Origin of the sequence: Paracoccus sp. MA (genome assembly GCF_020990385.1) — a bacterium.
Lineage (GTDB): Bacteria > Pseudomonadota > Alphaproteobacteria > Rhodobacterales > Rhodobacteraceae > Paracoccus.
Genome location: NZ_CP087597.1, coordinates 399,737 through 421,453, shown reverse-complemented (window position 1 = coordinate 421,453; position 21,717 = coordinate 399,737). Strand labels below are relative to the sequence as shown.

General features: G+C 68.0%; 23 protein-coding genes. 7 read left to right on the top strand and 16 right to left on the bottom strand.

Annotated features, from left to right (window positions below):
- Window position 1 precedes the first annotated feature (1 nt).
- The 5 genes from LOS78_RS02200 to LOS78_RS02180 form a co-directional block, all read right to left on the bottom strand.
- Complete coding sequence (locus LOS78_RS02200) at window positions 2–631, bottom strand: FMN-binding negative transcriptional regulator (RefSeq protein WP_028716331.1); 630 nt, start codon at window positions 629–631, stop codon at window positions 2–4.
- 91 nt (window positions 632–722) lie between these two features.
- Entirely contained in the window at window positions 723–3,053 is a 2,331-nt protein-coding gene (locus LOS78_RS02195) for an aldehyde dehydrogenase family protein (protein ID WP_230376695.1), read from the bottom strand.
- 2 nt (window positions 3,054–3,055) lie between these two features.
- Window positions 3,056–4,000, bottom strand: coding sequence for a deoxyribose-phosphate aldolase (gene deoC, locus LOS78_RS02190; protein WP_230376678.1), 945 nt, complete (start codon window positions 3,998–4,000; stop codon window positions 3,056–3,058).
- 3 nt (window positions 4,001–4,003) lie between these two features.
- Window positions 4,004–4,663 (bottom strand): DUF1523 family protein, encoded by a 660-nt coding sequence (locus LOS78_RS02185; RefSeq protein WP_230376676.1) that lies wholly within the window; start codon window positions 4,661–4,663, stop codon window positions 4,004–4,006.
- Window positions 4,664–4,673: 10 nt separating this feature from the next.
- The gene (locus tag LOS78_RS02180; RefSeq protein WP_028712503.1) at window positions 4,674–4,955 is read right to left on the bottom strand and encodes a hypothetical protein; all 282 of its coding nucleotides are present in this window, start codon (window positions 4,953–4,955) and stop codon (window positions 4,674–4,676) included.
- Window positions 4,956–5,059: 104 nt separating this feature from the next.
- Between LOS78_RS02180 and LOS78_RS02175 the strand changes: the two genes are divergently transcribed.
- From LOS78_RS02175 to LOS78_RS02155, 5 genes are all read left to right on the top strand, one after another.
- Entirely contained in the window at window positions 5,060–6,361 is a 1,302-nt protein-coding gene (locus tag LOS78_RS02175; protein ID WP_230376674.1) for an acetylornithine deacetylase/succinyl-diaminopimelate desuccinylase family protein, read from the top strand.
- A gap of 35 nt (window positions 6,362–6,396) precedes the next feature.
- A complete protein-coding gene (locus LOS78_RS02170) occupies window positions 6,397–6,690 on the top strand; it encodes a septum formation initiator family protein (protein WP_028712501.1) in 294 nt (97 codons plus the stop codon).
- Window positions 6,691–6,913: 223 nt separating this feature from the next.
- Window positions 6,914–7,945, top strand: a complete 1,032-nt coding sequence (gene pdhA / locus LOS78_RS02165; RefSeq protein WP_028712500.1) for a pyruvate dehydrogenase (acetyl-transferring) E1 component subunit alpha — start codon at window positions 6,914–6,916, stop codon at window positions 7,943–7,945.
- Window positions 7,946–7,957: 12 nt separating this feature from the next.
- Window positions 7,958–9,340 carry a pyruvate dehydrogenase complex E1 component subunit beta gene (locus LOS78_RS02160; RefSeq protein WP_230376673.1) on the top strand — a complete coding sequence of 461 codons (1,383 nt, stop codon included), beginning with the start codon at window positions 7,958–7,960 and terminating at the stop codon, window positions 9,338–9,340.
- A 12-nt stretch (window positions 9,341–9,352) separates the two neighbouring features.
- Window positions 9,353–10,651, top strand: coding sequence for a pyruvate dehydrogenase complex dihydrolipoamide acetyltransferase (locus LOS78_RS02155; RefSeq protein WP_230376672.1), 1,299 nt, complete (start codon window positions 9,353–9,355; stop codon window positions 10,649–10,651).
- Between the two features lie 102 nt (window positions 10,652–10,753).
- On the opposite strand, the gene LOS78_RS02150 is transcribed toward LOS78_RS02155, so the two are convergent.
- From LOS78_RS02150 to LOS78_RS02140, 3 genes are all read right to left on the bottom strand, one after another.
- Window positions 10,754–13,810 carry an efflux RND transporter permease subunit gene (locus tag LOS78_RS02150; protein WP_230376671.1) on the bottom strand — a complete coding sequence of 1,019 codons (3,057 nt, stop codon included), beginning with the start codon at window positions 13,808–13,810 and terminating at the stop codon, window positions 10,754–10,756.
- The gene (locus tag LOS78_RS02145) at window positions 13,807–14,973 is read right to left on the bottom strand and encodes an efflux RND transporter periplasmic adaptor subunit (RefSeq protein ID WP_230376670.1); all 1,167 of its coding nucleotides are present in this window, start codon (window positions 14,971–14,973) and stop codon (window positions 13,807–13,809) included. The genes LOS78_RS02150 and LOS78_RS02145 overlap by 4 nt, the downstream gene beginning before the upstream one ends.
- A 69-nt stretch (window positions 14,974–15,042) precedes the next feature.
- A complete protein-coding gene (locus LOS78_RS02140; RefSeq protein ID WP_028712495.1) occupies window positions 15,043–15,825 on the bottom strand; it encodes a division plane positioning ATPase MipZ in 783 nt (260 codons plus the stop codon).
- 269 nt (window positions 15,826–16,094) lie between these two features.
- Between LOS78_RS02140 and LOS78_RS02135 the strand changes: the two genes are divergently transcribed.
- Window positions 16,095–16,343: a hypothetical protein gene (locus tag LOS78_RS02135; RefSeq protein ID WP_230376669.1), complete on the top strand. Its 249-nt coding sequence runs from the start codon at window positions 16,095–16,097 to the stop codon at window positions 16,341–16,343.
- Complete coding sequence (locus LOS78_RS02130) at window positions 16,340–16,546, top strand: hypothetical protein (protein WP_028712493.1); 207 nt, start codon at window positions 16,340–16,342, stop codon at window positions 16,544–16,546. The genes LOS78_RS02135 and LOS78_RS02130 overlap by 4 nt, the downstream gene beginning before the upstream one ends.
- Before the next feature lie 120 nt (window positions 16,547–16,666).
- Here the strand turns inward: LOS78_RS02130 and rpmE are convergent, their stop codons facing one another.
- The 8 genes from rpmE to ffh form a co-directional block, all read right to left on the bottom strand.
- Window positions 16,667–16,888, bottom strand: a complete 222-nt coding sequence (rpmE, locus tag LOS78_RS02125) for a 50S ribosomal protein L31 (protein ID WP_010395846.1) — start codon at window positions 16,886–16,888, stop codon at window positions 16,667–16,669.
- Between the two features lie 11 nt (window positions 16,889–16,899).
- A complete protein-coding gene (gene rplS, locus LOS78_RS02120; RefSeq protein ID WP_028712492.1) occupies window positions 16,900–17,280 on the bottom strand; it encodes a 50S ribosomal protein L19 in 381 nt (126 codons plus the stop codon).
- A gap of 2 nt (window positions 17,281–17,282) precedes the next feature.
- On the bottom strand, window positions 17,283–18,149 hold the full coding sequence (gene trmD, locus LOS78_RS02115) for a tRNA (guanosine(37)-N1)-methyltransferase TrmD (RefSeq protein ID WP_028712491.1): 867 nt from the start codon (window positions 18,147–18,149) through the stop codon (window positions 17,283–17,285).
- On the bottom strand, window positions 18,146–18,649 hold the full coding sequence (gene rimM / locus LOS78_RS02110; RefSeq protein WP_230376668.1) for a ribosome maturation factor RimM: 504 nt from the start codon (window positions 18,647–18,649) through the stop codon (window positions 18,146–18,148). Before rimM ends, trmD begins: the two co-directional genes overlap by 4 nt.
- The gene (gene rpsP, locus LOS78_RS02105; RefSeq protein ID WP_028712489.1) at window positions 18,649–19,023 is read right to left on the bottom strand and encodes a 30S ribosomal protein S16; all 375 of its coding nucleotides are present in this window, start codon (window positions 19,021–19,023) and stop codon (window positions 18,649–18,651) included. Before rpsP ends, rimM begins: the two co-directional genes overlap by 1 nt.
- Window positions 19,024–19,116: 93 nt before the next feature.
- The gene (locus tag LOS78_RS02100) at window positions 19,117–19,413 is read right to left on the bottom strand and encodes a chorismate mutase (protein WP_028712488.1); all 297 of its coding nucleotides are present in this window, start codon (window positions 19,411–19,413) and stop codon (window positions 19,117–19,119) included.
- A 60-nt stretch (window positions 19,414–19,473) separates the two neighbouring features.
- Window positions 19,474–20,004, bottom strand: a complete 531-nt coding sequence (locus LOS78_RS02095) for a GNAT family N-acetyltransferase (protein WP_230376667.1) — start codon at window positions 20,002–20,004, stop codon at window positions 19,474–19,476.
- A complete protein-coding gene (gene ffh, locus LOS78_RS02090) occupies window positions 20,005–21,501 on the bottom strand; it encodes a signal recognition particle protein (RefSeq protein WP_230376666.1) in 1,497 nt (498 codons plus the stop codon). It abuts the gene before it with no gap.
- Window positions 21,502–21,717 lie beyond the last annotated feature (216 nt).

The window sequence follows — 21,717 nt, the reverse complement described above, 5'->3', positions numbered from 1 at the left end:
GTCAATCCTTGCCTGGCAGGCGCCGGGCCATCCGTTCGGCCAAGGCCTCGTGCCCGCTGGCCTGCAGCCCGGCGATCGCGCCCAGATAGTCGCGCGCCTCGCGGTTCTGGCTGAGCTTCGATTTCGCCAGCGTCCTGCGCACCGCAATGCGGAAGGCGACGATGCCGCCCAGCATCTGCTGCAGGTAATCGGCCGGCGCATCGGCCATGCGCCAAGCCTCGGGCCCGTTCAGGCGGCGCTCGTGGTTGCGGGTCAACAGGCCGACCGCGGCGCGCTTGGCATGCTCGTCATGCTGGAAGGTGATGCCGCCATAGACATGAACCACCTGATAATTCCAGGTCGGGACGTGCCGGTGATGCTCGGGCTTGCTGGGATAGAAATTCGGCGAGACATAGGCATCCTCGCCGCGAAAGATCGCCAGCACCTCCTGCCCGTCGGGGATCAGCCGGTGCATGTCGTTGGCCAAGGCCACATGGCCGATCAGCGTGCCGTCCGGCGCGGCGAGCAGCGGGATATGGTTGGCGATCAGCCCCTCATCCGTCTGCGCCACGATACAGGCCAGAGGCGCGGCCTGAATGACCGCGGCGATCTCATCGGGGCTGATCTCCTGGAAATGCGGGGGGACATACATGCGGCGATTCCGATGCTGAGGCAGTCCGATTGTACCCCCCGGGGCGCAGCGATGACAACGCCATGCGCCGCCCGCGACCGGGCCAGCGCCGCTAATAGGCCGCGCTGCCGGTGCCGGCGGGAAGCGCGCCATAGGGCAGCCAGATGGTCTTGCTGCGGCTGGCGGCACGCAGAAATTCCCGGCCCTGCGCCTGCGGGCCGCTCCAGTCGCGGGACGCTGGGGTCCAGACCGGGATCAGGGTCTCGGCCGCGGCGCGCTGCAGTTCGGCCAGCCCCTCGCCCTGCCCGGCGTGCCAGATCGCCGAGACGCCGTCATGCGCGGCCAGCACCCCCGCCAGCGCATCGCGCGGGCCGGTGACGATATTGACCACGCCGCCCGGAACGTCCGAGCAGGCCAGGACCTGCGCCAGTGTCAGGGCCGCCATCGGCCGGTCCTGCGAGGGGATCGCCACCACGGCATTGCCCATGGCGATGGCCGGCAGCACCAGCGCCATGAAACCGGCGAGCGGCGCGGCGGTGGGTGCGACCAGCCCCATGACGCCATGCGGCTCGGGCTGGACATGGCACAGGTGGCCGGGCTTGGCCGAAACCGTGGCGCCGTCGTATTTGTCGGCAAAACCGGCATAGAAGAAGCAGCGGCGGATGGCGGCATCGACCTCGGCCGGGCTGGCGTAACCGGCGAATTGGGCACGGCGCTGCGCCAGATTCTCGGCCAGGAAATACAGCACCTGCGCCCGGCCGTGACCGCCCAGGCCCTGCCATTTCGGCAGCGCGGACCCCGCCGCCTCGACCGCGTTGCGGATGTCCTTGCGATTGCCCAGCGGCACCAGCTCGTCCTGTGCAAGGTAGCTCGCACCGCCGTCCGGCCGCTTCTGCGCGCCGCCGATATAAAGCTTGACGGTGCGGTCGATCCCGGCGCTTTCCTCGGACACCTCGGCCGGGGCGATGTCCGCCGGCACCGGGTCGCGCTGCGCGGCGACGGGGGCGGCAAGATAGTCCAGCATCCCCTCGCGCCCGCCCTCGCGGCCATAGCCCGAATCGCGCATGCCGCCAAAGGGCGCGGCCGCGTCGAAGAGGTTGGCGCAATTCACCCAGACCACGCCGGCCTTGATCCGGGCCGCCATGTCGGTCGCCACCGTGGCGCTTTCCGACCAGACCGAGGCCGCCAGCCCGTAGCGGGTGTTGTTGGCCAGGTCCGCCGCCTCGTCCGGGGTGCGGAAGGTCGAGAGCGTGGCGATGGGGCCGAAGATCTCCTCGACCATGCCGGGATTGGCGGGGGCGATGTTTCGCAGATAGCCCGGCGCGATGAAGCAACCCGGCGCCGCCGCGCCGCCGACCAGTTCCGCCCCGGCGGCGGTCGCCCGGTCGAGGATGCGCAGGATGCGGTCCTTTTGCACCGGGTTGACGATGGCGCCCACATCGGTGGACTTGTCGAGCGGCGCGCCAAGCCGCAGCTTGCCCATCCGCGCCCGCAACAGCGCCTCGAAGCGCGCGGCGACCGCTTCGGCGACCAGGATGCGCGAGCCGGCGCAGCAGACCTCGCCCTGGTTGAACCAGACCCCGTCGACCACACCCTCGACGGCGGCGTCCAGGTCGGCATCCTCCATGACCACGAAAGGCGACTTGCCACCCAGTTCCAGCGTCAGCCGCTTGCCCGAGCCGGCCACGGCGCGGGCAATACCGCGCCCGACCTCGGTCGAGCCGGTGAAGGCGATCTTGTCCACCGGGGCCGCGACCAGCGCCGCGCCGGTCTCGCCGTCGCCGGTGACGATGTTGACCACCCCGGCGGGCAGGCCGACATGGGCGCAGATCTCGGCAAAGGCCAGCGCGGTCAGCGGCGTCAATTCGGCGGGCTTCAGCACCACGGTATTGCCGGCGGCCAGCGCCGGCGCCACCTTCCAGGCCAGCATCAGCAGCGGGAAATTCCACGGGATGATCTGGCCGCATACGCCCAGCGGGCCATGGCCGGGAAACTCGGTCTCGGCCAGTTCGGCCCAGCCGGCATGATGGTAGAAATGCCGCACCACCAGCGGCACATCGATGTCGCGGCTTTCGCGGATCGGCTTGCCGTTGTCGAGCGTTTCCAGCACCGCCAGGAACCGCTCGCGCTTCTGGATCGTCCGGGCGATGGCATAGAGAAAGCGCGCCCGCACATGGCCGGGCATGGCCCCCCAGCCGCGCTGCGCCCGGCGGGCGGCACGCACCGCCTTCATCACGTCGCGGGCGGTGCCCTGCGTCACCTGCGCCAGCTCCTCGCCGGTCGAGGGATCGCCGCTGGCGAAGGTCTCGCCCGGCCGGGTGAAGCGCCCGGCGATGAAATGGCCGAAGCGGCCGCGTTCGCGCAGCCAGTCGCGGACGGCAGAGGCATCCTCGGGCGCGGGGCCGTATTCCATGCTTTCCATGATCTCGCTTACCTTCGGCATGTTCACCCCGCGGCCAGACGATGGGCGGCAGCGTAGCGCCCGGTGACGTGATGGGAAATCTGCCGCTCGATATCGGCCAGAAGCGAGCTGGCGCCGATGCGGAACAGATCCGCCCGCAGCCAGTCGCGGCCCAGTTCCTCGGCCATCAGCACCTGCCAGTTCAGCGCGTCCTTCGCCGTCTTCAGCCCGCCCGCCGGCTTGAAGCCCACGGCAAAGCCGGTCCGGTCGCGATAGTCGCGGATCGCGCGCAGCATGACCAGCGACACCGGCAGCGTGGCGTTCACCGGCTCCTTCCCGGTCGAGGTCTTGATGAAATCGGCGCCGGCCTGCATGGCGACATGGCTGGCCTTGGCGACATTGCCCAAGGTCTTGAGCTCGCCCGTCGCCAGGATCGCCTTCATCCGGGCATGGCCGCAAGCCTCGCGCATCTCGCAGATCTCGTCGTAAAGCGCCGCCCATTCCCCGCGCAGCACCAGCGCGCGGGAAATCACGATGTCGATCTCATCCGCGCCCTGATCCAGCGCATAGCGGATCTCGGCCAGCCGCAGGTCGAGCGGCATCAGCCCGGCGGGAAAGCCGGTCGCAACCGAGGCCACCGGGATCGCCGTGCCCTGCAAGGCGCGTTTCGCCGCCGCCACCATGGTCGGATAGACGCAGACCGCGCCGGTGGTCAGATGCTCGACCCCCAGCGCCGCCAACTGGCCCGCATCGACCGGCTGGCGCGCCTTGGCGCACAGCCGCGCCACACGGTCGGGCGTGTCGTCGCCCGCCAGCGTGGTCAGGTCGATGCAGCGCACCGCGTTCAGCAGCCAGGCCGCCTGCCATTCCTTCTTCAGGCTGCGGCGGGCGGTCAGGCTTGCGGCACGGCGCTCGGCCGCCGGGGTGTTGACCTGGATGGTCTCGAACCAGTCGAGGCTGAAATCGGTGCCGGGGTTCTTGCGGTCCATGGCTCAGCGCCCCCGCAGCCCGTCCCACCAGCGCCGCATGCGCCCGCGCGCCCGGTCGCGGGCCGCGTCCGCCCGGGCGTCGAGCCGGTCCCAGGCCGCATCGGCGGAGCGCACGGCCGGGTCGATGGTCCGCTCGCGGAACTGGTTCCACATGCGCCAGAGCAGGAACAAGAGCGCCCCCAGGATCAGCAGGATGATCTGCGCCGCCCAGTTGAAGGGCTTCACCTCGGGCCCCGCCACCGGCTTGATCGAGATGGCGTTGGGATAGACCGAAAGCCAGGCGATGCGCCAGCCGTAAGAGGTCACGCTGACCCATTCGGGATTGGCCGCGGTCGAGCGCAGGTCCGTCGCCTGCGCATGCAGGTTCGAGCTGTCGTATTTGAAATAGGGCGGCCAGATCCAGCCGGTATCCTCGTTGCGATAGACATAGGGCTTGCCGTTCGGGCGCACCGTGTCGATGAAGCGCACGTCGCGCTGCCCCTGGGCGTTCTGAACCGTGCCGGTGTCGGGCGAGGCATAGAAGAACGCATTCGCGCCGATGTCGGTCAGGCGGTTGTAGGTGTTGGTGATGCGGACCGTCTGCTTCGAGGGCAGCGTGTAGTCCAGGAATGAAAAGACCGCGATCCCGAAGATCACCCCAAGGACGGTCAGGAACCAGCGCATCGGCGCCCCCTCAATTGTAGTTCACGATCACGATGATCACGACGATCGCGACCACCGGCAGGACCAGCACCAGCCCGACGAGCCGCGCCCGCAGGGTCTTGCTGAAGCCCACCATCGAACGCCGCACGAACTCGGCGCGTTCCGGGGACGGGCCCGCGCGCTCGGGATGGCGGCGATCCCATTCCTTTTCAAGCTCTTCCCGGCGCAGGCTGCGGATATAGATCCAGATCAGCGCGTAGAAGATCAGCTCGACGATCAGGACCATGCCGATCAGGCGAAGAAAGGCGATCATCGGGCCGACCCTGGTTGCGAAAAGCCTGCCCCATGGAAGGCCCCCGCGCCGCGACTGTCAATGACCCCATTGCGGCGCCGCCGCGCCCGGCCTAGCCTTGCGCCATGGACGCCCTTGCCCGTGAGATCGAGAACCGCCGCGACGACCTGGTCCGCCTGACCCGGGATCTGATCCGCATCCCGACGCTGAACCCGCCGGGCCGCAACTATCGCGAGATCTGCGAATACCTGCAGGCCCGGCTGGCGCCGCAGGGCTGGGCCTGCGAACTGATCCGCGCCCATGGCGCGCCCGGCGACAGCGAAGCCTTTCCGCGCTGGAACCTGGTCGCCCGCCATCGGGGCGACCCGCCCGGCGAATGCGTGCATTTCAACAGCCATCACGACGTGGTCGAGGTCGGCCATGGCTGGAGCCGCGATCCCTTCGCCGCGGAACTGGAGGGCGGCCGCATCTATGGCCGCGGCGCCTGTGACATGAAGGGGGGCTTGGCCGCCAGCATCATCGCGGCCGAGGCCTTCATCGCGCTTTACCCCGACCATCCCGGCCAGATCGAGATCAGCGCCACCGCGGACGAGGAATCGGGCGGTTTCGGCGGCGTGGCCTATCTTGCCGAACAGGGCGCCTTCGCCCATGTCGGCCATGTCATCATCCCCGAGCCGCTGCACAAGGACCGCATCTGCCTGGGCCATCGCGGCGTCTGGTGGGCCGAGATCGAGACGCATGGCCGCATCGCCCATGGCTCGATGCCCTTCCTGGGCGACAGCGCCATCCGCCACATGGGCGCGGTGCTGGAAGAAATGGAGCGCACGCTGTTCCCGCTGCTGATGACCAAGCGGACCCAGATGCCGGTGATCCCCGAAGGCGCGCGGAACTCGACCCTGAACATCAACTCGATCCATGGCGGCGAGCCGGATCACGGCCCGGACTTCACCGGCCTGCCGGCGCCCTGCGTCGCCGACCGCTGCCGCATCGTGATCGACCGCCGCTTCCTGATCGAGGAGGAGCTCTCGGAAGTAAAGCGCGAGGTCACCGCCCTGCTCGAACAGGTCAGGGCGCAACGCCCCGGATTCTCCTATGAAATCCGCGACCTGTTCGAGGTGATCCCCAGCATGACCGATCGCGAGGCGCCGGTGGTGCGCTCGACCGCCGCCGCCATCGAACGGGTGCTGGGCCGCGAGGCCGGCTATGTGGTCAGCCCCGGCACCTACGACCAGAAACATATCGACCGCATCGGCAAGCTGAAAAACTGCATTGCCTACGGCCCCGGCGTGCTGGACCTGGCGCACCAGCCCGACGAATGGGTGGGGGTGGACGATATGCGGGATTCCGCCCGGGTCATGGCCCTGGTGCTCGACGACATCCTGCGCGGCCCCGCGGGGGATTCCCCCCGCCCCGCGCCTGTGGCATGATCGCCCGAAACCAGCGAGCAGCCGCCGAGCAGCCTATGACCCAACGCCTGTCGATCAGCGCCATCATCTTCTTCGTCGTGATGATCCTTCTGGGCGTCTATTTCGCCTACGCGGCGGTGCAGGGCCCCTCGGGCATCCTGCGGCGGGTGCAGCTGCAGGCCGAAACGCAGGAACTGGTCCAGCAGCGCGACAAGCTGCAGGCCGAAGTGGACCGGATGCGCAACCTGACCCGGCGCCTGTCGGACGACTATCTCGACCTCGACCTGCTGGACGAACGCGCCCGCGACGTGCTGGGCCTGGTGCGCGCCGACGAGATCATCATCCGCTGAGCCTCCCGCAGACATCGGCCGCGCCTTCTCTGTTGCCCAAATACCCCTGCGCCCGCGCCCCAGGACGCGGCGATGCCCCCTGCGCGCCTCGACTATTTCCCCGGCGCAAGCGGCTTTCCGCATCTGCCCTCTGGACGGATGCACGAGTCCGGTTTACTTCCCCCGAAAGCTTCGCCTAGAATTAGTTTAACGCTGAACTATCCCCGCCCCGAGGAGGAGGCCCATGGTCAGAAAGCCCGCAGCCAGGCAGAACACGTCCAACGTGTCCAAGGACGAGCTGCTCAAATACTACCGCGACATGCTGTTGATCCGGCGATTCGAGGAAAAGGCCGGCCAGCTTTACGGCATGGGCCTGATCGGTGGCTTCTGCCATCTCTATATCGGGCAGGAGGCCGTCGTCGTCGGCCTCGAAGCCGCCGCCAAGGAAGGCGACAAGCGCATCACCTCCTATCGCGACCACGGCCACATGCTGGCCTGCGGCATGGAAGCCCGCGGCGTGATGGCCGAGCTGACCGGCCGCATCGGCGGCTATTCCAAGGGCAAGGGCGGCTCGATGCACATGTTCAGCCGCGAGAAGCATTTCTACGGCGGCCACGGCATCGTCGCGGCGCAGGTGCCGCTGGGTGCCGGCCTGGCCTTCGCCGACAAGTATCTCGGCAACGACAACGTCACCTTCGTTTATTTCGGCGACGGCGCCTCGAACCAGGGCCAGGTCTACGAGACCTACAACATGGCCGAGCTCTGGGAACTGCCGGTGGTCTTCGTCATCGAGAACAACCAGTATGCCATGGGCACCTCGATGAAGCGTTCGACCAAGTCGACCACGCTCTTCGGCCGCGGCGAATCCTTCGGCATCAAGGGCGAACAGGTGGACGGCATGGACGTGCTGGCGGTCAAGGCCGCGGGCGAGAAGGCCGTGGCGCATTGCCGCGCCGGCAAGGGGCCCTACATCCTCGAAGTCATGACCTATCGCTATCGCGGCCATTCCATGTCCGACCCGGCGAAATACCGCACCCGCGAGGAAGTGCAGAAGATGCGCGACGAGCGCGACGCCATCGAGCATGTGCGCGAGTTGCTGCTGACCGGCAAGCACGCCTCCGAAGAGGACCTCAAGGCCATCGACAAGGAAATCAAGGATATCGTGAACGATTCCGCCGAATTCGCCAAGGAAAGCCCCGAGCCGCCGCTGGAAGAGCTCTGGACCGATATCTACGCCAAGGAAGTGCCGCAGGGCGGCGCGGAACAGAACGCCTGAGGGGAGGGAACCATGGCAACCGAAATCCTGATGCCCGCCCTGTCGCCGACCATGGAAGAAGGCACGCTGGCCAAATGGCTGGTCAAGGAAGGCGATAGCGTGAAATCCGGCGACATCCTCGCCGAGATCGAGACCGACAAGGCCACGATGGAGTTCGAGGCCGTCGACGAGGGCATCCTCGGCAAGCTGCTGATCGCCGAGGGCACCCAGGGGGTCAAGGTCAACACCCCCATCGCCGTGCTGGTCGAGGAAGGCGAATCCGCCGATGCCGTCCCGGCGCCGAAGGCCGAGGCGCCCGCCGAGGCCCCACCCGCCGAGGCCAGGGCCGAGGCTCCGTCCGCCCCGGCCGAGGCGGCCGCTCCTGCCCCGGCTCCGGTCGCGGACCAGTCGCCCGACTGGCCGGAAGGCACGCCGATGAAGACCATGACCGTGCGCGAGGCCCTGCGCGAGGCCATGGAAGAGGAAATGACCCGCGACGAGACCGTCTTCCTGATGGGCGAGGAAGTCGGCGAATACCAGGGCGCCTACAAGATCAGCCAGGGCCTTCTGGACAAGTTCGGCCCGCGCCGCGTGGTCGATACGCCGATCTCGGAAATCGGCTTTGCCGGCATCGGCACCGGCGCCGCCATGGCCGGGCTGCGCCCGATCGTCGAGTTCATGACCTTCAACTTCGCCATGCAGGCCATCGACCATATCATCAACTCGGCCGCCAAGACGCTTTACATGTCCGGCGGCCAGATGGGCTGCCCCATCGTCTTCCGCGGCCCGAACGGCGCTGCCGCCCGGGTGGCGGCCCAGCACAGCCAGGATTACGCGGCCTGGTATGCGCAGATCCCCGGCCTCAAGGTGGTGATGCCCTATTCGGCGGCCGATGCGAAGGGCCTGCTGAAGCAGGCGATCCGCGACCCGAACCCGGTGATCTTCCTGGAAAACGAGATCCTCTACGGCCGCAGCTTCGAGGTGCCGGATCTTGACGATTTCACCATCCCCTTCGGCAAGGCGAAGATCGTGCGCCCCGGCAAGGACGTGACCCTGGTCAGCTTCGGCATCGGCATGGTCCATGCGCTCGAAGCCGCCGAGAAACTGGCGTCGGAAGGCATCGAGGCAGAGGTGATCGACCTGCGCACCCTGCGCCCCATCGATTACGCCACGCTGATCGAATCGGTAAAGCGCACCAACCGTTGCGTGACGGTGGAGGAAGGCTTCCCGGTCGCCTCGATCGGCAACCACCTTTCGGCCCATATCATGGAGAACGCCTTCGACTATCTCGACGCGCCGGTGATCAACTGCACCGGCAAGGACGTGCCCATGCCCTATGCCGCGAACCTTGAAAAGCACGCGCTGATCACCTCGGACGAGGTCGTGGCCGCGGTCAAGAAAGTCACCTACCGTTAAGGAGCGAGCGAGATGCCGACAGAAATCCTGATGCCCGCGCTTTCTCCGACCATGGAAGAGGGCACGCTGGCCAAATGGCTGGTCAAAGAGGGCGACGAGGTCAAATCCGGCGACATCCTGGCCGAGATCGAGACCGACAAGGCCACGATGGAATTCGAGGCCGTCGACGAAGGCAAGCTGGGCAAGATCCTGATCGCCGAGGGCACGGCAGGGGTCAAGGTCAACACCCCCATCGCGGTGCTGCTGGAGGAGGGCGAATCCGCCGACGACATCGGCGCGGCGCCGAAGGCGGAAGCCAGGCCCGAGGCGACGAAAGCCGAAGCCGCCCCGGCACCGGCGGCAGCCGCGGCCCCTGCCCCGGCCGCGCCGAAATCGGCCGAGGGCGGGCGCATCTTCGCCTCGCCCCTGGCGCGGCGCATTGCGGCAGAAAAGGGCATCGACCTCGCCTCGGTCCAGGGCTCGGGCCCGCATGGCCGCATCGTCAAGGCGGATGTCGAGGGCGCCAAGCCCGGCGCGGCCAAGCCTGCCGCCGCCGATGCCCCGAAAGCCGCCGCTCCTGCCCCGGCGGCCGCAGCCCCCGCCGGCCCCTCCGCGGAAACCATCCTCAAGATCTATGCCGACCGCGAGACCGAGGAGGTGGCGCTGGACGGCATGCGCCGCACCATCGCCGCGCGCCTGTCGGAAGCCAAGCAGACCATCCCGCATTTCTACCTGCGCCGGTCCGCGAAGCTCGACGAGCTGATGAAGTTCCGCGCCATGCTGAACAAGCAGCTGGAATCGCGGGGCGTGAAGCTGTCGGTGAACGACTTCATCATCAAGGCCTGCGCGCTGGCCCTGCAAGAGGTGCCGGATGCGAACGCGGTCTGGGCGGGCGACCGGATCCTGAAGCTGAAGCCTTCGGACGTGGCTGTCGCGGTGGCGATCGAAGGCGGGCTCTTCACCCCGGTGCTGAAGGACGCGCAGCAAAAGACGCTGTCCGCCCTTTCGGCCGAGATGAAGGACCTGGCCAACCGCGCCAAGACCAAGAAGCTCGCGCCCCACGAATACCAGGGCGGCAGCTTCGCCATCTCCAACCTCGGCATGTTCGGGATCGAGAATTTCGACGCGGTGATCAACCCGCCGCATGGCGCGATCCTCGCCGTCGGTGCCGGCATCCAGACCCCGGTGGTCGAGAATGGCGAGGTGGTGGTCCGCAACGTCATGTCGATGACCCTCTCGGTCGACCACCGGGTGATCGACGGGGCCCTCGGCGCCCAGCTGCTGGAAGCCATCGTCAAGCACCTGGAAAACCCGATGGGCATGCTGGCCTGATCCGGGCAGCATGAACCGCAAAGGGGGCCGGCGGCCCCCTTTCTTCTTTCTTGTCCAAATATCCCGCGGGGGTCCGGGGGCGCGAAGCCCCCGGCAGCGGCCTCACTCGCCCGCCGCCTCCGGCGCCGCGTTCAGCCCGATCCGCCGCCGCAGCCAGCGCGCCACCCGCACCTGCCCGCCATGAATGACCGAGAACAGCGACGGCACGAACAGCAGCGACAGCAGCGTCGAAAGCAGCAGCCCCCCGATCACCGCGATGGCCATGGGCGAGCTGAACTCGGCCCCCTCGCCGGTGCCGAGGGCCGAGGGCACCATGCCCGCCGTCATGGCAATGGTGGTCATCACGATGGGCCGGGCCCGCTTGTGCACCGCATCCAGGATCGCCACACGCTTCTCCGTGCCCTGGTCCATGGAGCTGACGGCGAATTCCACCAGCATGATGGCGTTCTTGGTCACGATGCCCATCAGCATCAGGAAGCCGATCACCACCGCCATGCTGATGGAGTTGCCGGTCAGGAACAGCGCCAGGATCGCGCCGCCGATGGCCAGCGGCAGCGACATCAGGATCGAGACCGGGGTGACGAAATTGTGGAACAAGAGCACCAGCACCACATAGGTCAGCAGCACGCCCGAGATCATCGCCACGGTGAAGGCCTGGAACACCTCGGCCATGATCTCGGCATCGCCCGAAGGCTGGATCTGGGTTCCCGCCGGCAGCTCCACCTGGCTCTGCAAGGCCGTGACCTGCGCGTTCACCGGCCCCAGCAGCGCCCCGCCCGCCAGGTTCGCCGACACCGTGGTGCGATAGCGCCGGTCGTAGCGCCCGATCTCGGTCGCCCCGGCCGAGATCGACACATCCGCCACCACCTCCAGCGGCACCTGCCCGGCCGAGCTTGGCACCCGCAGGTTGCGCACCGTCATCAGGTCGCGCCGGGCGGTCTCGTCCAGCCGCACCATGATCGGGATCTGCTTGTCGCCGGTGTTGAACTTGGCCAGGTTCGATTCCGTGTCACCCAGCGTCGCCACCCGCAGCGTCGTCGCCAGCGCGCTGGCGGTGACGCCCAGCTGCGCCGCGACCTCGGGGCGCGGATGGATCTGGATCTCGGGCCGCTGCAGGCTGGCCGAGGATGTGACCCCCTCCAGCGTGGACAGGGTCTTCATCGCCGCCATCAGCCGCTCGGCCGCCTCGGCCGCGCCCTCCTCGCTGTCCCCAAGGACCGAGACCTGCAGGTCGGCATTGCCCTCTTCGTTCTGGAAGTTGATCCGCAGGTCCGGAACCTGCGACAGGTCGCGCTTCAACTCGTCCTCGATGACGAAGCTCGACCGCTCGCGCTCTTCCTTGGGGCCGTAATTGACCATCAGCTTGGCCTTGGCCACGTCGTCCTCTCCGCCATTGACGAAGACCGAGCGCACCTCGGGCACCGCGCCGATGCGCTGCGAGATCATCCGCGCCGCCGCCTCGGTTTCCGACACCGTGGCGCCGGGCGGCAATTCGATGGTGATCTGGCTGCGGCCGACATCCGAGGCCGGGATGAATTCGGTCGGCAGCAGCGTGGCGGAAAAGATCGAGCCGGCAAAGACCCCCAGCCCCATCAGCAGCGTCAGGCCGCGATGGCGTAGCGTCCAGGCCAGCACCGCCATCAGCGTCCGCAGCACCGGCCCGTCGCGCTCCTCGGCCAGGCGGGTGTTGTCGCGCAGGAAATAGGCGGCCAGCATCGGCGTGATCAGCCGCGCCACCAGAAGCGAGAACAGCACCGAAACCGCGACGGTCAAGCCGAATTGCTTGAAATACTGGCCCGGGATCCCGCCCATGAAGCTGACCGGGGCAAAGACCGCGACGATCGAGAAGCTGATGGCGATGACGGTCAGGCCGATCTCGTTCGCGGCCTCCATGCTGGCCTCATAGGCGGGAACGCCCATGTTGATGTGCCGCACGATGTTTTCGATCTCGACGATGGCGTCGTCGACCAGGATGCCGGTGACAAGGGTGATCGCCAGCAGGCTGATGCCGTTCAGCGTGAAGCCCAGCCAATGCATGACGAAGAAGGTCGGGATGATCGACAGGGGCAGCGCCACGGCGGCGATCAGCGTCGCCCGCCAGTTCCTCAGGAACAGGAACACCACCACCACCGCCAGCGCCGCGCCCTCGTAGAGCGTCTCCATCGTGGAATGGTAGCTGCCCGAGGTATAGGTCGTCGCATCGTCGATCAGGGTGATGCGGGTGCCGGGATTGCGCGCCTCGATCTCGGCGATGCGGGCCTTGGTGCCGTCGCCGGCCTCCAGATCGGATTCGCCGCTGGCGCGGAAGACGCCGAAGGCGACCACGGGCTGGCCGTCGAGCAGCGCGAACTTGCGTTCCTCGCTGGCGCCGTCGGTGACGCTGCCCAGCTGGTCCAGCCGCACCGTGCGCCCGCCCCCGATCAGGATCGGCGTCGCGGCCAGCCGGGCCACGTCGCCCGCCGATCCCAGCGCGCGGATGGAATATTCCGTGCCGGCCAGATCGCCCCGGCCGCCGCCCATGTCGATGTTCTTGGCCCGCAGCTGGTCCGAGATCTCGGCAGCCGTCAGCCCGAAGGCCATGATGCGGTCGGGGTCCAGCTCGACATTGATCTGGCGGTCGGCGCCGCCGATGCGGGTGATGCTGGCGACGCCCGGCACGGTGGACAGGTCCCGCGACACCACGTCGTCGACGAAATCCGACAGCTGCTCGATGCTCATGCCGGAATTGCTGACGGCATAGGTCAGGATCGCCATGCCGCTGACGTCGATGCGGTGGATCAGCGGCTCGACGATGGATTCCGGCAGGTCGGCGCGGACATTGGCCACCGCGTCCTTGACGTCGTTGACGGCGCGGTCGGTATCGGTTTCCAGCTCGAACTCGACATAGATGCGGGCCGAACTGTCGGTCGCGGACGAGGTGATGTGCCGCACGCCGGTGATCGAGGCGATGGAATCCTCGATGGGCTGGATCACCTGCCGCGTCAGCTCGCTGGGGGCGGCGCCGGGCTGGCTGACCACGACGCTGACCAGCGGCAGGTCGATATTCGGCATGGCCGTGACCGCCAGCCGGCTGAAGCTGTAGAACCCCATCAGCATCAGCACGAGGAAGATCGCGATGGGCGGCACCGGATGGCGTATGGACCAGGCCGAGAAGTTCATGGCGCCGCCCGCACCTGATCGCCGCTGCGGAAGAAGGCGCCGGCCCGGGCCACCACCGTCTCGCCGGCCGCGATGCCTTCGACGATCTCGCGCCGGCCTTGCCAGAGCAGGCCGGCGCGAACCTCGCGCGCCTCGATCCGACCGTCCTTGACCACCTGCACCCGCTCGCCCGAGGCATCCGCCAGGATGGCCGAGCTGGGCACGGTCACCGCCTCGCGCCGGTCGGTGATGATCCAGCCGCTGGCGAAAAGTCCCGGACGCAGGCGCGGGTCGGGCTCCAGTGCGATCCGCGCCAGGCCAAGCCGCGTCACCGGATCGACGGCGGCCGGCACCAGCCGCAGCTTGCCCTCGACGCGGCCAAGACCCGCGACCGCAATCTCGGCCGTATCGCCCGGCTTCAGCTGGCTCAGCGCGGTCTCGATCACGTCGGCCTCAAGCTCGACCTCGCCGCCGGCGATCAGGGTGAACAGCGGCTCGCCTCCGGCGCCGGGGATGGCCCCCCGCCGGGCGGTCCGCGCCACCACCACGCCATCGACCGGCGCGACGATGCGGGCATGGTCCAGGTTCAGCCGCGCGATGCGCTGCGCCGCCGCGGCCTGGGCCTGCGCCGCCCGCGCCACGCCCAGCCCGTCCGAGGCCGAGGCCGAGGCCGCCCGCGCCGAAGCCTCGGTGGCGATGGCCTGATCCAGCACCGCCTGGCTGGCATTGCCGCTTTGCCGCAGGCTGCGGGTGCGCTCCAGCGCCGCGACGGCCTGGGTCAGGCTGGCCTCGGCGCTGGCGATCTGGCTTTCGGCCTGCCGCACCCCGGCCTCGGCGCGCTGATATTCGGCCTCGGCCTGGGCCAGCTGCGCCGACAGCACGTCCTCGGACAGCCGCGCCAGCACCTGCCCGGCCTTGACCCGGTCGCCGACCTCCGCCTCGATGCCGGTGATCTCGTGCCCCGAGACGAGAGCATGGACCTGCACCTCCTGCCGCGCCACCAGCGAGCCCGAGACCGGCACCCGCGCCTCGATCCAGCTGCGCTCGGCGGTGGCCAGTGTCACCACGGGCAGTTCCATCTGCTCGACCGCGCCCGCGGTCTCGGCCATGACCATGCCGGCCGGTCCCAGGGACGGGGCAAGCGCCAGCATCGCGATCCGGGTGATCCGGCAGGCTGCCGTCATCGTCCCCTCCAAACCAATCTGCGGCGCAACATAGTCGCGCCTGCCCCCGGCAACAATGCCAGCCGGGTTTCAGAAGGAAACGCTGACGCCGGGTAGGTTCAACTCGCCGATCAGGTCGCGCAGTTCCTGCCGCGCGGCGATGTTGGACATGCTGAGCTGTTCCGTGCCGATATCCTTGAGGTCGAGAAGCGTCAATCCGCGCGGAAACAGCTCGCGGAAGATCACCCGCTCGGAAAAACCGGGCGCCACGCGGAAGCCGATGCGCCTGGACAGGTTCGCCAGCGCGCCGCCGACCTTGCGCTTGTTGTGCATCGCCTGCGTGCCCAGCCGGTTGCGCAGCACCAGCCAGTCGATCGGCCCCGCCCCCGCCTCGCCGCGCAGCTGGCGGGCGGACCAGACCATCTCGGCATAGATCGAAGGCCCGAGGATCTTGCCCTCGGGCGACAGCCGCGCCAGCAGGTCGAAATCGACGAAACTGTCGTTCATCGGCGTGATCAGCGTATCGGCCAGCGTATGCGCCATCTGGCTGAGCTTCGTATGCGACCCGGGACAGTCCAGCAGGATGAAGTCGCATTCGGCATCCAGCGCCGCGACCGCCTGCGACAGCGGGTCCGGGCCGCCGGGAATCTCGGGCTGCAGATGGCCCAGCAGCGGCATCGGCAGATCCAGCCCCTCGCGTTGCGCGAAGGCGGCGCGGTTCTCGAGATAGCGGCCGAAGCTGCGCTGGCGCACGTCCAGATCCAGCGCCCCGACCCGGTGGCCCATGCGCGCCAGCGCGGTCGCCACATGCATCGAGGTCGTGGACTTGCCCGAACCGCCCTTTTCGTTGCCGACGACGATGATATGCGCCACGAATCCCCCTGCGATGCCCGCCGCTTACGCGCCGGACCATAGGCCGCGGCAGCCGCGATGAAAAGCGCCCAGGCCGGCGAATCGCCGGGGCCGCATCCTTTTCGCGCCGGGCCGGAGCAGGGCCACGCACCCCGCAAACGCCTGTTCCGGCGCCATTCTTTCATCACGACTTGATTGGTCGATATTTATCTTGAAAAACACGATCGGATATGTCGTTATATAGCCATGCCGGAGTCATCCGGCGGGGTCAGCCAGGGAGGGAGCCAGAGATGACCGTGCTGAACCATCTGTCGGCCTTTGCTGAACATGCGCTGCGGGCCGCCATGCCCGCCGCCCCCCGCTATGCGGTCAGCCTGATCGACCGCCGCACCGGCAAACCGCATCGCATCTCGGACATACCGCTGCGCCTGATCACCGGCGCGCCTTTCGAGACCACGTGCGAGCTGATGCGCCACCGCGACCCGTCGCGCTGGGACACCGCCATCCATCGCCTCGACCGGAAAGGAGCGATCCGATGATCCATGCCATTTTCCCCAAGCCGAACCGCGGCTTTGCCACCATCGCCCTGTCGGCGCATCAAAGCGCGCAGGGTCCGGTGCTGCGCGAATATCGCGACGGCCGCGTGGTGATCGACACCGGCCGCGGCCAGCTGACCGGCCTGCCGCTGAACCGGGCCCCGCGTGCGCCGGTCTGGATGCCGATCTTCGGCCTGGCCTATTGAATCGCCGATCCGACGCGCACCCGGCCCTTCGCGCCGCGCCGGCAGCGGGCCGCCCACCACCCGCCCAACGAAAAACGCCGCCCCTTGGGGCGGCGTTTGCATTGCGGTCCGGGTCCGGGATCAGAAGCCCAGGCCGGCGTATTTGTTCTTGAACTTCGACACGCGGCCGCCGGTGTCCATCAGCTTGGCCGAGCCGCCGGTCCAGGCGGGGTGCGAGGTCGGGTCGATGTCCAGCGACATGGTGTCGCCTTCCTTGCCCCAGGTCGAACGCACCTGATAGGTGGTGCCGTCGGTCATCTTGACCTCGATCAGGTGATAGTCGGGATGGATGTCTGCTTTCATGGCGCGTCTCCTCAGGCCTGAGCGTCGGCTTTGGGCTTGTAGTTGCTGACCTCGGCGATACGGGCCGATTTGCCGCGGCGATCGCGCAGGTAATACAGCTTGGCGCGGCGGACCCGGCCGCGGCGCACCACGGTGATCGAGTCGATATTGGTCGAGTAGAGCGGGAAGACACGCTCGACGCCCTCGCCGAACGAGATCTTGCGCACGGTGAACGAGGCGCCGATGCCGCCGCCCTTGCGCGAGATGACCACGCCTTCGTAGTTCTGCACGCGGGTGCGGGTGCCTTCGGTCACCTTGTAGCCGACGCGGACGGTGTCGCCGGCCTTGAAATCGGGGATGTCCTTGCCGAGCGCGGCGATCTGCTCGGCTTCCAACTGGGCGATCAGGTTCATCGCTATGGTTCCTCTTGATGCTCGCGGTAGCCCCGCGATTGGTCTGATGCGCCCGAGAGCTGTCGGTCCTTTGCCGGGTCCATACGAGTTTCCTCATATGCCCGCCACAGGTCGGGGCGGCGTTCCTTGGTCAGCCTTTCGGCCATGTCGCGCCGCCAACTGGCAATAGCCGCGTGATTGCCGGACAAAAGCACTTCCGGGATCGCGCGGCCTTCCCAAAGGGCGGGCTTCGTGTACTGCGGATGTTCAAGCAGGCCGCCATGGTCCGGGGAAAAGGATTCCTCGGCCAGAGACTCCTGATTCCCCAGCACGCGCGGTATAAGGCGAACCGTCGCGTCGATCAAGACCTGAGCCGCCAGTTCCCCGCCGGTCAGGACATAGTCGCCGATGCTGATCTCCTCGATGCCATGGGCGTCCAGCACCCGCTGGTCCACGCCCTCGAACCGGCCGCAGATCAGGGTCATGCCCGGGCCCTTGGCCAGCTGCCGCGCCCGCGCCTGGGTGAAGGGCCTGCCGCGCGGCGAAAGATAGATCACCGGCAGGTCCCCGCCCGCCTCGCGCAATGCCGCATCCATCACGTCGGGGCGGATCACCATGCCGGCGCCGCCGCCGGCGGGCGTGTCGTCCACGTTGCGGTGGCGGCCGATGCCGAAGGGGCGCAGGTCGATGCTGCGCAGGTTCCACAGCCCCTCCGACAGCGCCCTTCCGGTCAGGGAAAGCCCCAGAACGCCCGGGAAAGCCTCGGGGAAAAGCGTGATGACCTGTGCGGTCCATGCGCCCCTGACCTGCGGCTCGGCCATCAGATCGCGCGGCTGCGTGCTGGCCCGGATCGACAGCCGGCCGTGGGATTTCATCGCCCCGCCGGTCATTCCTGGTCTTCCGGCGGGTCGGCGACGATGCGCCCGGCGGCGATGTCCACCGTCGGCACGAAGGCGCGGGTAAAGGGCAAAAGCAGCGCCTGCCCGCGGCCGGCGCCGTGGATTTCCAGAATATCGCCCGCGCCGTGATCGTAGATCGCCCGGACCTTGCCCAGCAGCGCGCCACCAGTGTCATAGACCGACAGGCCGATCAGGTCGGCATGGTAGAATTCGTCGTCCGGCAGCGCCGGAAGCCTGTCGCGGTCGGCCCAGAGGGTGACGCCCTTCAGCGCCTCGGCCTGTTCCCGCGTCTCGACGCCCGACAGCCGGGCGCCAAGCCCGCCCGTCACCGGCCGCGTCAGGCGGACGGTGAACGAGCGGCTGCCGTCTTCGGTGTAAAGCGGGGCATAGGCGGCAATATCGTTGGGCTGCGAGGTGAAGCTCTTCAGCCTCACCTCGCCCCGGACGCCGAAGGCACCCGCGATCGCTCCGACGCAGACCCGCTCGGCCATTATTCCGAAGCGGCTTCTTCGGCCGGGGCGTTGGCCGCGGCTTCACGGGCGGCGCGCTTCTCGGCGCGTTCCTTGGCGGCCTTGCCGGGCTCGCCCTTCTTCAGGTTCTTGCGCTCGGATTTCTCTTTCACGCCGGCGGCTTCCAGGAAGCGGGCGACGCGGTCGGTCGGCTGCGCGCCCTGGGCCAGCCAGTATTGCACCCGCTCGAGGTTCATCTTGATGCGCTCTTCCGAATCCTTGGGCAGGAGCGGGTTGTAGGTGCCCAGCTTCTCGATGAAGCGGCCGTCGCGCGGCATGCGCGAGTCCGAGGCGACGATGGCGTAATGGGGGCGTTTCTTCGAGCCACCACGGGCCAGGCGGATTTTCATTGCCATTGCGTTTCTCCTTTGGAATGGCGGGGTTGCAGGATGCGCCGGAGCGCAGCCTACGGGTCGGGTTGCGGTTGGCAGGCTGCGTCTTGACGCATCCTAGGCGTGGTATCGTTCATGATGCCGGATCACTTCGGCGATCACGAAGTTCAGGAATTTGCGCGCGAATTCCGGGTCGAGATCGGCCTCGCGCGCGAGGCGTTCCAGCCGCTCGATCTGCTGCGCCTCGCGGGCGGGATCGGACGGCGGAAGGTCGTGTTCGGCCTTGAGGCGGCCGACGGACTGGGTGTGCTTGAACCGCTCGGCAAGCGTATAGACCAGGATCGCATCCAGCCGGTCGATGCTGGCGCGATGCTCCTTGAGCAGCGTCGCGGCGCGGGCGGTCGGGTCACTCATTCGGGTCTCCGCTGGCTGAAATCTGGCTGCAGGGGGCATGTGCGCCGCCGAAGGACTTGCTCATGCCGCGCCCCTCATCGGATGGCGATAGACGAGGCAGGGTTCCTTGCCGGGATGCGCCGCATCCGGGTCGCGCACCGCGCCAAGCCTCTCGGCCAGGGCGGCCGAGCGGGCATTGGCGGGCAGGATATAGCTGACGGCGGTGGTCCAGCCGAGCTGCCGGGCGGCGAAGTCGCGGGCGGCCAGCGCCGCCTCATGCGCGATGCCCCTGCCCTCGGCCGCGACGTCCCAGAGCGTCCAGCCCAGCTCGTGCTCGGGCCAACCATCCGGGAACCAGGGCCCGACCAAGCCGAGCGGTGCGCCGCCGTCGCGATCCGTCACCACGAAGGAGCCGAAGCCGCGCAGCACCCAATGGCCGACGATATGGCCGAAGGCCCGCCATGCCTGTCCCGGCTCGACCATCGGCCCGCCGATCCAGCGCGCCCGCTCGCCGATGGCGAAATCGCGCCATGCCCGCCAGTCGCCGGCCTGCGGGGCACGCAGGACCAGTCGCTCGGTCGTCAGCACGGGCGTGTCGGAGAGCGTGACCACTTATTTCTTCCCGAACAGTCCCGAGAGTCCGCCGGGCAGGTTCAGCTTGCCCAGATCGCCGCCCAGCCCCTTGGGGTCCTGCAACATCTTCGTGGCCTCGGCCATCTTGGCCGGATCGACATTGGCCATGTCGGGCAGCCCGCCGCCCTTGCCGGTCATGGCGCGCATGGCCTGTTTCAGCATGCCGCCCTTGCCCATCTTGCCGAGCTTCTTCATCGTGTCGGCCATCTGCTTCTGCATCTTCAGCAGCTTGTTCAGTTCCGACACTTCCATGCCGGCGCCGGCGGCGATGCGCTTCTTGCGGCTGGCCTGCAGGATGTCCGGATTGGCGCGTTCCTTCTTGGTCATCGAATTGATCAGCGCGATCTGGCGCTTGATCGCCTTGTCGTCGAAGCCGGCGGCCTCGGCCTGCTTGGCCATCTTGCCCATGCCCGGCATCATGCCCATGATCGACTGCATGCCGCCCATCTTGAGCATCTGCTCAAGCTGGCCCCGCAGATCGTTCATGTTGAACATGCCCTTCTGGAAGCGCCGCATCATGCGCTCGGCCTGCTCGACCTCCAGCACTTCCTGCGCCTTCTCGACCAGGGCGACGATATCGCCCATGCCGAGGATGCGGCCGGCGACGCGCTGCGCGTCGAAGGCTTCCAGCGCGTCCATCTTTTCGCCAAGGCCGACGAAGCGGATCGGCTTGCCGGTCACGGCACGCATCGACAGCGCAGCACCACCGCGGCCGTCGCCGTCCATCCGGGTCAGCACGACGCCCGAGATGCCGACCTTGCCGTCGAATTCGCCGGCGACGTTCACCGCGTCCTGGCCGGTCAGGCCGTCGACGACCAGCAGCGTCTCGCGCGGGTTCGCCACGTCGCGGACCGCCTGCACCTCGTCCATCAGCACTTCGTCGATATGCAGCCGGCCGGCGGTGTCGAGCATATAGACGTCATAGCCGCCCAGCGTCGCCTGCTGCTTGGCGCGTCTGGCGATCTGCACGGCATTCTCGCCCGGCACGATCGGCAGCGTATCGACGCCGATCTGCTGGCCCAGGATCGCCAGCTGTTCCATGGCGGCGGGACGGTTGGTGTCCAGCGAGGCCATCAGCACGCGCTTCTTCTCGCGGTCCTTCAGGCGCTTCGCCAGCTTCGCCGTGGTGGTGGTCTTGCCCGAGCCCTGAAGCCCGACCATCAGGATCGGCGCCGGCGGGTTGTCGATCCTCAGCGCGTCGGGCTCATCCTCGCCCTGCAGGACCTTGATCAGCTCGTCATGGACGATCTTCACGACCTGCTGGCCGGGAGTGATCGACTTGGTGACCGCGGCGCCGGTGGCCTTCTGCGTCACCGATTTCACGAAGCTGCGCGCCACCGGCAGCGAGACGTCGGCCTCCAGCAGCGCGACGCGCACCTCGCGCATGGCGGCGGCGACGTCCTCCTCGGACAGCGCACCCTGCTTGGTCAGCCGGTCGAAGACGCCGCCAAGGCGGTCGGACAGGTTTTCAAACATCGGCGGCCCTCCTGATGGTTGCCGTTGCCCCGGATGTGGGACGCGAATAAACAGTGACGCCCCCGTGGGCGCAACGCGCTGACGGGGGGCGATCCCCGGCGGGCGGGGACCGGAAGGGCGGACCTTCCGGGAATCCCGGCGTGGATAGGCGCAATGGCCCGCGGAGTCAAGCGCGGCCCGGTTGACCCTGCCCCGGCTTTGGTGAAAACCTCGGCC